Origin of the sequence: Trueperella sp. (assembly GCF_043424875.1) — a bacterium.
Taxonomy (GTDB): Bacteria; Actinomycetota; Actinomycetes; order Actinomycetales; family Actinomycetaceae; genus Trueperella.
Genome location: NZ_JBHWPL010000041.1, coordinates 39,951 through 51,161, shown reverse-complemented (window position 1 = coordinate 51,161; position 11,211 = coordinate 39,951). Strand labels below are relative to the sequence as shown.

Sequence of the window (11,211 nt, the reverse complement as noted above, 5' to 3'; positions counted from 1 at the left end):
AACTCACGGCCGAACGTGCCGTGGCTAATATCGCGGGCAGGACCGCGCGACTACCATGACCACAGACGAAAGGAAGCCATGTCTGAACAGGAATTTCTCCAGCCTCGCCGGCGTACCGAAGAGCAGAGTCAGGAGCTCCCGCAAGCCGCCGCGAGCAACCAGGATTTCAACGTCGATGATCTGCTTGACGATATCGACTCGATCCTCGAGGAAAACGCAACCTCCTTCGTGCAGGGCTTCGTGCAAAAGGGTGGCCAGTGATTCCACGGCGCATCATGGGCGTGGAGACCGAATACGGTCTCTTGTGTGCGTCCACGAAAGGCGGGAATCCGCCAATCGACGCCGAAGAGGCAGCACACAAACTGTTCGACCCGCTCTTGAAGAAGACGCGGTCGACCAACGCGTTCCTGCCAAACGGCGGGCGGCTCTACCTCGACGTCGGCGCACACCCCGAATACGCCACCGCCGAGTGCGATGACCTCGGAGATCTCATCGCGAACGATCGCGCGGGCGACGCTATCTACGTCGACATGGCTAGCCAGACGAACGAGGAGCTGGCCGGGCTCGACGCTCGGTTGCACCTGTTCAAGAACAACCTTGACAGCTACGGCAATTCCTACGGCTGCCACGAAAACTACCTCGTTCGGCGTCGTCGCGACTTCCGTGCGCGCATAGACTCGCTCATCCCATTCTTCGTAACGCGCCAGATCATGGTGGGCGCCGGCTACCTGCAGGTCACCGAGCAGGGGGCACGCTACAAGATTTCCCAGCGCGCCGACATCATGAACGACGCCGTCTCGGCGGCAACCACCCGATCGCGGCCGATGATTAACACGCGCGACGAACCGCACGGCGATGCCGAGCTCTACCGCCGGCTCCACGTGATCGTGGGCGATTCGACGATGTCGGAATCAACCACGGCGCTCAAGATTGGTGTGACGGAAGCACTGCTCCACGTCATTGAGGACGGCAAGCGGCTGCCTCAGCGCGAGCTTGAGGATCCGGTCAAGGCCATTCGCGACGTGTCTGCGGATACCACCGGCCGCGCCCTTGTGACGCTCAAGGACGGCTCGACAATCACCGCTCTCGAGCTCCAACGCGAGATCCACGACCACGTGCACAATCACTTCGTGGCCAACGGCTGGCTCGATCAGCTCGATCCTATCCGCGCCTACGTCTTTGACCTGTGGGGACGAACACTCGACGCGCTCGAACACGACGAGCACGAGAAGCTGACTACGGAGATCGACTGGATCGCCAAGCACCACCTGCTGCAGCGTTACGCTGATCGCCTCGGCGTCGGGCTTGCGGATCCGCGCATCCAGCGGCTGGACCTCGCGTGGCACGACATCACCGGCGCCGGCCTGCGCACCTCTCTCGAAAATAGCGGCGGTCTCAGGACCCTCGTGACACCGGAGCGCATCGACGTCGCGAAGGCTATTCCACCCCAGACCACGCGCGCCAAGCTGCGCGGCGATTTCGTCGCGCTAGCGATGGAGAATCGCCGCGATTACATGGTCGATTGGATGAACATTCGCCTGCTCGAAGACGACGGCGCGCGCCAGATCCTCCTCAAGGATCCGTTCTCAGCCGTTGACGAGCACGTCGATGCGCTGATGGAGCACATGGACAGTGAGTAAGGCGAAGGTTAGCCTCCTCTCCGTCGCCGCCCTGATCATCGGGCTGGTGATGGGCTTCGCCATATCCTCCGTGCAATATCGCATCAACGCGATGGACGTACCAATAACCCTGGAGGTCGAGGGCACCTTCGGCTCGACCGTCGTCGCCACCGCCTCCGGACGCGTCGATTTTCGCAGCGGTGACGGCCTGGTTGAGCCAAGCGTGAGCTGTGATCAGACGGGAAGCGGACGGACGGTCGAGCAGGGCGGTCAGGTGATCGCGCAGGTCACCACATTCCATCTTGACGCCACGGGCCGCGCCACCTCGACGGGGGAGTCCTACATCGTCGGGTCCGCTACAGATGACGTGCTCGGCGCCAACACGCCATACGTCGTCGGCGAGACGGAGGGCAGCCGGATCGTCGTGCTCGAACCAGAATCGGCGCGCGCGGCAATGATTCGCGTCATCGACATCCTGCCGACAGTTCTGCCCGGCGAGCACGGCACCACCGAGGGGGCGAACGGGCTACCGTCGATCGCGATCGGCGACGACGGCGTGCCGACCGTCGTGGACGGGGGCGGGCCCGTCGAGACTCTCGTGCAGTCGGAGATCATTGCGGGCAGCGGAGAGCAAATCGGTGTTGGCGATACCGCAGTCATCAACTACATGCTTATCTCGCCAGACGGCGAGGTTCTCGAAAGCACGTGGACTAACGCAGAGCCCACCGTGCTCGCCGTCGACGACGTGTTCCCCGGCCTAAACACCGGGTTGATCGATTCGCGCATCGGATCGCGCCTCGTGCTCGCCGTGCCGGCAAGTCAAGCCCAAGGGGACTCTGACGTGGCGCTGGTTATTGACGTGCTGGGGCGGTATCCGGCCGAATAATGACGTCCGCCAGCTCGTTTGAGGGACACTCCGCGAGCAGCGCGTCTTCCTGCGCCGCCCATACGTCCCAGAACTCGCTCCAGTCATAGGGATCGCGCGCCTCCACTCGTTGCCTGCGCACCTCATCCTCGACCTCGATCCACACCGTGACGTCCAGATGCGGGCGCACACTGCGCGATGTGGATCCACATCCCACGACGAGCACGACGTCGGCGCGGCCAGACACGTCAATGGGCACGGCCCACTTACCGTTCACCCAATCCCACGGCGTGGCCGTGGCGTGACCGTCTCGCTGAATGCCCTCGGCGATGGCGCCGACCTTGGCGATGTCCCTCGTGAGCGCATGCCATCCGCCGATGAAATCCTCGACCTCAAAACTCGTCACCGTGAGCGGGTGAAGCTCGCGCGCTAGCCACGCCGCGAACGTCGTCTTGCCCGAACCGGACCGGCCGTCGATCCCGACGAGCACCGGACGATCGGCGTCATGGATCAACGCAGCGATGCTCGAGAGACGTGCGCGGTAGGTTTCGCTGTTCACTTCGTGGGCGCTCGTCATGGGCAATACCCTAATTGGTTGTACGATATTGCGGTACTGAGTGAAGGAGCATGATGGGCGTTGCAATCCGAGTAATCCCGTGTCTGGACGTCTCGCACGGCCGTGTGGTCAAGGGCGTGAACTTCGAGAATTTGAGGGACGCCGGCGACCCGGTCGAACTCGCCGCCAAGTACGGCGAGATGGGCGGCGACGAGATCACGCTCCTCGACGTGTCCGCCTCCGTGGAAGATCGCGGCACGCTCCTGGACGTCGTTCGCAATACCGCCGAGGAAGTCTTCGTGCCACTCACGGTGGGAGGCGGTGTGCGCAGCGTCGACGACGTCCGCACGCTCTTGGAGGCGGGCGCCGACAAGGTCGGAATCAACACCGCGGCACTTGCCCGGCCGGAACTCCTCGAGGAGGTCGCGGGCCAGTTCGGTAATCAGGTCATCACGCTTTCGGTGGATGCGCGCCGAGAAGAGGGCATGCCCTCCGGATTCGGTGTGACGACCCACGGCGGGACGAAGTCCGCCGGTGTAGATGCAATCGAATGGGCCGTGCGCGCGGCGGAGCTTGGTGCGGGCGAGATCCTGCTGAACTCGATGGACGCCGATGGCACCACGGATGGCTTCGACATCGAGTTGATCGAGAAGGCGCGCAGCGCGGTCAGCGTGCCGATCATCGCGTCGGGCGGCGCTGGCACGGCGCAGCATTTTGTGGAGGCGGCCAAGGCGGGCGCCGACGCCGTCCTCGCGGCCTCCGTATTCCACTTCGGCACGCTGACGGTGGCCGAGGTCAAGCAAGCTCTGGCGAATGCGGGCTTCGAGGTCCGTCTGTGAGCGACCTTCCTCCCGAGATCCGCGATCGCGTCACGTTCGACGCCAACGGCCTCGTGCCGGCAATCATCCAGGACCGCGACACGCGAGACGTGCTCATGCTCGGCTACATGAACGATGTGGCATTGCACCGCACTCTTACGAGCGGGCGCGTCTGGTTTTGGTCGCGCTCACGTCAAGAGTATTGGCGAAAGGGCGATACCTCCGGTGCGATCCAGCTCGTGCACGGGGTGGAGGTGGACTGCGATGGGGATGCGATCCTCGTGAGCGTCACCCAGAAGATCGCCGCGTGCCACACGGGTAAGTGGCGCTGCTTCGACGAGGGCGGTGCGCTGCCCGTCGTCGCTGACGAATTCGAGAAGAACACAACCGACGAGGGTTAAGTCATGAAGAATTTCGAATGGGGTCAGGTATGGCCCGAGCTTGACGAGTTTGCGGACCTGGGTCGCAACCGCCGGGTGGTTCCCGTGGTGACCAAGATCCTCGTGGACGACGCGGCGCCCGTGTCCCTGTACCGCGCGCTAGCCGATTCGAACGTGGGCACGTTCTTGCTGGAAAGCGCCGAAGCGGACGGCACGTGGTCGCGCTGGTCGTTCATCGGAGTGTCCTCGCGGGCGTGGATGACGAGCGTCGACGGCACGGCGACCTGGCACGGCGACGTTCCCGAGGGTCTGCAGCGCGAGGGAAGCACGATGGACGTGCTGAACTCGGCTCTGGCCGAGCTGACAAGCGAGCCAATTGACGGACTTCCGCCGCTGACCGGCGGGCTCGTTGGAACCCTTGGCTGGGACACTCTCTACGACTGGTGGCCACATCTTCGCACCGACGCCCCCGCAGAAGTTCCGACGCCGGATGCCTCGCTGTGCTTGGCCGACGACCTCGTGGCGGTTGATCATCGCGAGAACTGCGTCTGGATCATCGCCAACGCGATCAACCGCAACAACACGCCCGATGGCATCGAGCGCGCGTGGCAGGACGCGGTGGAGCGCGTCGGTTCCATCCGCGAGCGCCTGAACCGGCCGATCTCGGCGCGTGCGTCGGCGATCGGGGACGCCGAGGTTCCCCAGCCCCAGTGGCGGGTGACCAAAGACGAGTTCGAGGCGGCGATTCAGACAACGATCGATCACATTATCGCCGGCGAGGCTGGCCAGGTGGTCGTGTCGCAACGCGCCGATATCGATTCTCCGGCCGATCCGCTGGACGTCTACCGCGTCCTGCGCTCGATCAACCCGAGCCCCTACATGCTGTATCTGCGCCTGCCCGATGGCACGGAGTCTGGCTTCACTATCGTCGGCTCATCTCCGGAAACGCTCATGCGCGTGAGCGACGGGCAGGTCATGACCTTCCCGATTGGTGGCACGCGCCCGCGGCCGGCTGACCCTCTCGAAGACGCGCGCGTCATCGAAGAGCTCAAGGCCGACCCGAAGGAGGTTGACGAGCATATGATGCTCGTTGGCCTGTCCACGAAGGATCTGGAGAAGGTGTGCGAGCCCGGGTCCGTCGACGTCGTCGACCTCATGGCAATCAAGACGTTCTCGCACGTCATCCACATCACTTCGACCGTGATCGGGCAACTGCGCGAGGACGTCACGAGCGCCGATTGCCTGGCAGCGACGTTCCCTGCAGGCACCCTCGCGGGCGACCCGCGCGAGCGAGCGGTCGAGATTATTAGCGAGCTCGAGCCGGCTCGCCGCGGGATCTTCGGGGGAGTCACGGGCTACTTCGACTTCTCCGGGAATGCGGACCTAGCGATCACCATCCGAACCGCCGTCATCAAGGACGGGAAGGCATCGGTGCAAGCTGGCGCCGGCGTCGTCGCCGAATCCGACCCCGCCTACGAATACGAGGAAACCCAGAACAAGGCGGGCGCCGTGCTCAAGGCAATCCAGATTGCGTCCCAGCTAGCGGAACGTGGTTTTTCGCCCACGCCGTGACCGTGGGTAAGGTGGCGTGAGGGAAGGAATTTTATGACTGTTCTAGACGACATCATTGCCGGCGTCCGAGAGGATCTTGCGCGGCGCGAAGCTGAGGTGAGCCTTGATGAGCTCAAGGAGCGAGCATCGAAGGTCCGCGGCCCACTCAACGCGATCGAGAGGCTCAAACCTGCAGATGCCCATCGATCCGTTCAGGTGATTGCCGAGGTCAAGCGCAAGAGTCCCTCCAAGGGCGCGCTTGCCGACATCCCAGACCCAGCCGACCTCGCTGGCATCTACGAGGAGGGCGGCGCGGCTGCGATCTCCGTGCTGACGGAAGAGCGGCGCTTTGGCGGCACACTCGCCGATCTCGACGCCGTCCGTGCGCGCGTGGACATTCCCGTGCTGCGCAAGGATTTCGTGGTCACGCCCTACCAGATCTGGGAAGCCCGGGCACACGGTGCGGACATCGTGCTCATCATCGTGGCGGCCCTCGAACAGACGGTGTTGACCTCGCTCATTGAGCGTGTTCACTCGCTGGGCATGACGGCCCTCGTTGAGGCGCACAACCGAGAAGAAGCGCTACGCGGACTCGACGCGGGAGCACAGGTCCTCGGCATCAACGCCCGCAACCTCAAGACGCTCGAGGTGGATATGGCGACCTTCGATCAGGTGGTCGATGTCGTGCCAGATTCCGTGGTGCGCGTGGCTGAATCCGGCGTCGCCTCAACGAACGACATGCTCAACTACGCCCGCTCGGGTGCCGACGCGGTGCTCATGGGCGAAGTGCTCGTGACGGACGGCAATCCGCTTCAGGCCGTACGCGACATGGTTGCGGCAGGACAGCACCCCTCACTCACCTCAAATTAAAGAAGGAACCATGCGACTTTCGCAAGCAACCGGCCCATACTTTGACGACTTCGGCGGGCGATTCATCCCCGAAGCCCTCATGCGTGCACTTGGCGATCTCGAGCAGGGCTGGCTCAAACTCAAGGACGATCCGGAGTTCATCGCCGAGCTCGATCACTTGAACCGCACCTATTCCGGCCGGCCCTCGATCATCACCGAAGCACCGCGCTTCGGCGAGCGTTACTGCGGGGGATCGCGCATCATCTTAAAGCGCGAGGACCTCAACCACACGGGCTCGCACAAGATCAACAACGTGCTCGGGCAGGCGCTGCTGACCCGCTCGATTGGCAAGCACCGCGTGATCGCCGAGACCGGCGCCGGCCAGCACGGCGTGGCAACAGCGACGGCGGCCGCACTCCTGGGCCTCGAATGCGTGGTCTACATGGGCGCCAAGGACGTCAAGAGGCAGGCGCTGAACGTCGCCCGCATGGAACTCCTGGGCGCCAAGGTGATCTCGGTGAAGACCGGCTCGAAGACGCTCAAGGACGCGATTAACGAGGCGTTCCGCGACTGGGTGACGAACGTCGAGACCACGAACTACATCTTCGGAACCGCTGCTGGCCCGCATCCCTTCCCGAGCCTCGTCCGCGACCTGCAGCGCATCATTGGCGATGAGGCACGTGCCCAGATTCTCGATCTGACCGGGGAGCTGCCCGACGTCGTCACGGCATGCGTGGGCGGCGGATCCAACGCAATCGGAATGTTCTCCGCGTTCCTCGACGATCCGACCGTGCGCATTGTGGGCGCCGAAGCGGCGGGCGACGGTTTTGAAACCGGCCGCCACGCCGCATCGATCACGCAGGGTGACGTCGGCGTGCTGCACGGCGCGAAGACGTACGTTCTTCAGGACGACGACGGCCAGACGGTCGAGTCCGTCTCGATTTCCGCCGGTCTCGACTACCCGGGCGTTGGCCCCCAGCACGCGGCGCTGGCCAAGTCCGGCCGTGCCGAGTACTGGCCCATCACCGACGCCGAGGCGATGGACGCTTTCGCGAAGCTCTCGCGATCCGAAGGCATTATTCCCGCCATCGAGTCGGCGCACGCGCTCGCCGTCGCCATCAAGCTTGGCGAAGAGGCCGCGAAGAAGGGCGAGACGATCACGATTGCCGTCTCGCTGTCTGGCCGCGGTGACAAGGACATGGAAACGGCCATGGAGTACTTCGACCTGGGCCAAGGCACGCAGGAGGACAATCTGTGACCGTACACGTTTCTGATCAGATCGATAAGGCGCGCGCACACAACCACGCCGCCTTCGTTGCGTACCTGTCCGGCGGGTTCCCCGACGTGCAGGGCTCGATTGATGCCGCGAAGACCGTGGTCGACGCCGGCGCTGACATCGTCGAAATCGGATTCCCGTACTCGGATCCGACGATGGACGGCGTCATCATTCAAGAATCTGGCCAAAAGGCACTCGAGCGCGGCCTCAAGCGCGGCGACATGTTCCGCATCGTCGAGGAGGTCGCCAAGACCGGCGCGGCGGTGGTCATCATGACCTACTACAACCCGATCTTCGTTTACGGCGTGGAGAACTTCGCCCGCGATCTTGCGAACGCCGGGGGAGCGGGCCTCATCACTCCCGATCTCATTCCCGAGGAAGCCGGCGAGTGGATCGACGCCTCCACGGCCTACGACCTCGATCGCATCTTCCTCGTGGCGCCCACGTCCACGGACGAACGCATTAAGAAGACCGTGGATGCGACCCGCGGATTTGTCTATGCCGCGTCGCGCATGGGCGTGACGGGCCTGCAGACCTCGGTCGAGTCCTCGGCCGAAGACCTCGTGCGCCGCACGCGCGAGGCCGGCGCACCCAACGTGTGCGTGGGCATCGGCGTGTCCAACCGCGAACAGGCACAGGAAGTGGGCCGATACGCAGACGGCGTCATCGTCGGCTCCGCTCTCGTCCAGACTCTCGTCAAGAACGACGGCGATACCGCGGCCGGCCTGCGCGAACTGCGTCAGGTCGCTGAAGATATCGCCACAGGAGCCCACACAACCCGCGAAGGCTAACTATGATCACTGCCATTCCGTCTCCGCCGATTTCGTCACTCGAGCTCGGCCCGCTCGACATCCGTTTCTACGCTCTGGCGATCGTGACGGGCATCATCGTTGCTTGGTGGATTGGCGATCGCCGATACACCAAGTGGGGTGGCCCCAAGGACGTCTCGATTGACGTCGCCGTGTGGATGGTGCTGTTCGGCATCGTCGGTGCTCGGATCTACCACGTCATCACGACGCCCGACCCGTACTTCGGCCCGAACGGGGACATGCTCAAGGCCTTGCGCATTTGGGAAGGCGGGCTCGGTATCTGGGGTGGCATCGCTCTGGGCGCCGTGGGCGGATTCATTGCGTTGCGCAGGCAGGGCCTGCGGTTTGCTCCGTTCGCCGACGCCGTGGCGCCCGGCGTTCTCGTAGCGCAGGCGATCGGCCGGCTGGGGAACTACTTCAATCAGGAACTTTTCGGCGGACCAACTGACCTACCGTGGGCGCTTGAAGTCGATGACGCCTACATCCCGGCCGGATACGAGGCGGGCACGACCTTCCATCCGACGTTCCTTTACGAGGCGCTGTGGGTGCTCGCCATGGCGGCGCTGCTCGTGTGGCTGGAAAAGCGCTTCCGGTTCCGTGGCGGCCAGACCGCCATCATGTACGTCATCCTCTACACCGCCGGCCGCGTGTGGATTGAGTCCCTGCGCATCGACGATGCCCAGATCTTCGCCGGCCTTCGCCTGAACGTGTGGACGTCGATCATCGTCTTCCTCATCGCGGCGGTCGTGTTTGTGCTCTTGACCAGGTACCTCAAGACGAACCCTGAGCTGGGTGACATCTATCTCGACGGGCGCGACCCGCACGCCCAAAGCCCCGAGGACGGCGCTTCGGACGACGACGCCGCAGAAGACGCAGACGGCGTCGCAGATGACGCAACTGACGAGCCAGCCACGGCGAAGGATAGCGAAACCGCCGATTCCGGCGTCGTCGATGACAACGACGACCTGCCGGGCGGAGAAACAGAAAGTGAACAGCGTAAATAATCGGGGCTGAGCTTCATCAGGCGTCCCGTTCATCAGGTATGGTGGAATCATGCGTAGAGCCAAGATCGTTTGTACCCTAGGTCCAGCAACAGACACCAAAGAGCGAATTGTCGAACTCGTGGAAGCGGGCATGAATGTTGCCCGTATCAATGCCTCCCACGGCACTCACGAGGAGCATGAGAAGCGCGTCGATTGGGTTCGTGAGGCAGCGGAGGAGACCGGCCAAGCAGTTGCCGTCCTCGTTGATCTCCAGGGGCCCAAGATTCGTCTTGGCACCTTTGAATCTGGTCCGGTTCTGCTCGAGCAGGGCGATATCTTCACGATCACTACGGAGGATGTGCCCGGCGATAAGGAACTCGTCTCCACGACATTTAAGGGACTTCCGGGCGACTGCAACCCCGGCGATCTCATTTTGATCGACGACGGCAAGGTTCAGGTCCGAGTCAAGGAAGTTAATGGGCCGGAGGTCGTCACCGAGGTTCTCATTGGTGGAACGGTCTCGAACAACAAGGGCGTGAACCTGCCGGGCGTGGCCGTGTCGGTTCCGGCGCTGTCGGAGAAGGACAAGGAAGACCTCGAGTGGGCGCTCAACTACGGCGCCGACATCTGCGCGCTCTCGTTCGTGCGATCCGCGGATGACGTCAAGGACGTGCACGAGGTCATGGACATGGTTGGCCACCGCATCCCGGTGATCGCCAAGATTGAGAAGCCGCAGGGTGTCACGGTACTCGACGAGATCGTGCGTGCGTTCGACGGCATCATGGTTGCTCGCGGCGATCTGGGCGTTGAGCTTCCGCTCCAGCAGGTGCCGATCGTGCAAAAGCGTGCGATCAACATTGCGCGCCGCAACGCCAAGCCTGTCATCGTGGCAACGCAGGTGCTCGAGTCGATGATTACGTCACCGACCCCGACCCGCGCCGAGACCTCGGACTGTGCGAATGCGATCCTCGACGGCGCGGACGCCGTCATGCTGTCGGGCGAAACCTCGATCGGAAAGTACCCGGTCATCTGTGTTCAGACGATGGCCTCGATCATCCAGTTCACCGAGGAGCACGGCCTCGAGACCATTCCGAAGATTGGCAACCTGCACCGCACCCGTAACGGCGTGATTACCCGCTCGGCGGTGGACATCGGAGAGGCTCTCGGCGTCAAGTACCTGGCGGTCTTTACGTCGTCGGGTCAGACGGCTCGCCGAATGGCACGCCTGCGTGCGCGTATCCCGCTGCTCGTGTTTACGCCGTCCACGGAGGTGCGCCAGCGGCTGGAGCTCACGTGGGGCGTTCAGTCGATCAACACGCCCGAGGTGGCCAACACCGATGAGATGGTCGAGCAGGTCGATGTGATCCTGCGCGAGCGCGGTCTGGCTGAAGAAGGCGATCGAGTCGTCATCGTCTCCGGTATGCCTCCGGGCAAGGTGGGCTCCACGAACACGATCCGTATTCACAAGATGGGTGAGACCTTCAAGTCCGTGGACTAATCCCGCC

At 63.5% G+C, this 11,211-nt stretch carries 12 protein-coding genes; 11 read left to right on the top strand and 1 reads right to left on the bottom strand.

Features of this window, described 5'->3' with window-relative positions:
- The first annotated feature begins 78 nt into the window (after positions 1–78).
- Genes ACHFFR_RS03765 through ACHFFR_RS03755 form a run of 3 tightly spaced genes read left to right on the top strand, consistent with a single transcriptional unit; the run spans position 79 to position 2,505 of the window.
- Complete coding sequence (locus tag ACHFFR_RS03765) at positions 79–261, top strand: ubiquitin-like protein Pup (RefSeq protein WP_394262938.1); 183 nt, start codon at positions 79–81, stop codon at positions 259–261.
- A complete protein-coding gene (gene pafA, locus ACHFFR_RS03760; RefSeq protein WP_394262937.1) occupies positions 258–1,640 on the top strand; it encodes a Pup--protein ligase in 1,383 nt (460 codons plus the stop codon). The genes ACHFFR_RS03765 and pafA overlap by 4 nt, the downstream gene beginning before the upstream one ends.
- Positions 1,633–2,505, top strand: a complete 873-nt coding sequence (locus ACHFFR_RS03755) for an FKBP-type peptidyl-prolyl cis-trans isomerase (protein ID WP_394262936.1) — start codon at positions 1,633–1,635, stop codon at positions 2,503–2,505. Before pafA ends, ACHFFR_RS03755 begins: the two co-directional genes overlap by 8 nt.
- Here the strand turns inward: ACHFFR_RS03755 and ACHFFR_RS03750 are convergent.
- Positions 2,471–3,061 carry a hypothetical protein gene (locus tag ACHFFR_RS03750; RefSeq protein WP_394262935.1) on the bottom strand — a complete coding sequence of 197 codons (591 nt, stop codon included), beginning with the start codon at positions 3,059–3,061 and terminating at the stop codon, positions 2,471–2,473. The two genes, ACHFFR_RS03755 and ACHFFR_RS03750, sit on opposite strands and share 35 nt — an antisense overlap.
- 53 nt (positions 3,062–3,114) lie before the next feature.
- Here ACHFFR_RS03750 and hisF point away from each other — a divergent pair, with 53 nt between their 5' ends.
- From hisF to pyk, 8 genes are read left to right on the top strand one after another with little or no spacing between them, the layout of a single operon-like run.
- Positions 3,115–3,879: an imidazole glycerol phosphate synthase subunit HisF gene (gene hisF / locus ACHFFR_RS03745; protein WP_394262969.1), complete on the top strand. Its 765-nt coding sequence runs from the start codon at positions 3,115–3,117 to the stop codon at positions 3,877–3,879.
- Positions 3,876–4,259: a phosphoribosyl-AMP cyclohydrolase gene (hisI, locus tag ACHFFR_RS03740; protein ID WP_394262934.1), complete on the top strand. Its 384-nt coding sequence runs from the start codon at positions 3,876–3,878 to the stop codon at positions 4,257–4,259. The genes hisF and hisI overlap by 4 nt, the downstream gene beginning before the upstream one ends.
- 3 nt (positions 4,260–4,262) lie before the next feature.
- Positions 4,263–5,810, top strand: coding sequence for a chorismate-binding protein (locus tag ACHFFR_RS03735; RefSeq protein ID WP_394262933.1), 1,548 nt, complete (start codon positions 4,263–4,265; stop codon positions 5,808–5,810).
- Positions 5,811–5,843: 33 nt separating this feature from the next.
- Positions 5,844–6,659, top strand: a complete 816-nt coding sequence (gene trpC, locus ACHFFR_RS03730) for an indole-3-glycerol phosphate synthase TrpC (RefSeq protein WP_394262932.1) — start codon at positions 5,844–5,846, stop codon at positions 6,657–6,659.
- A gap of 10 nt (positions 6,660–6,669) precedes the next feature.
- Positions 6,670–7,896, top strand: a complete 1,227-nt coding sequence (gene trpB, locus ACHFFR_RS03725; protein WP_394262931.1) for a tryptophan synthase subunit beta — start codon at positions 6,670–6,672, stop codon at positions 7,894–7,896.
- A complete protein-coding gene (gene trpA / locus ACHFFR_RS03720) occupies positions 7,893–8,705 on the top strand; it encodes a tryptophan synthase subunit alpha (protein ID WP_394262930.1) in 813 nt (270 codons plus the stop codon). Before trpB ends, trpA begins: the two co-directional genes overlap by 4 nt.
- Before the next feature lie 2 nt (positions 8,706–8,707).
- Positions 8,708–9,727 carry a prolipoprotein diacylglyceryl transferase gene (lgt, locus tag ACHFFR_RS03715; protein WP_394262929.1) on the top strand — a complete coding sequence of 340 codons (1,020 nt, stop codon included), beginning with the start codon at positions 8,708–8,710 and terminating at the stop codon, positions 9,725–9,727.
- Between the two features lie 49 nt (positions 9,728–9,776).
- A complete protein-coding gene (pyk, locus tag ACHFFR_RS03710) occupies positions 9,777–11,204 on the top strand; it encodes a pyruvate kinase (RefSeq protein WP_394262928.1) in 1,428 nt (475 codons plus the stop codon).
- Positions 11,205–11,211 lie beyond the last annotated feature (7 nt).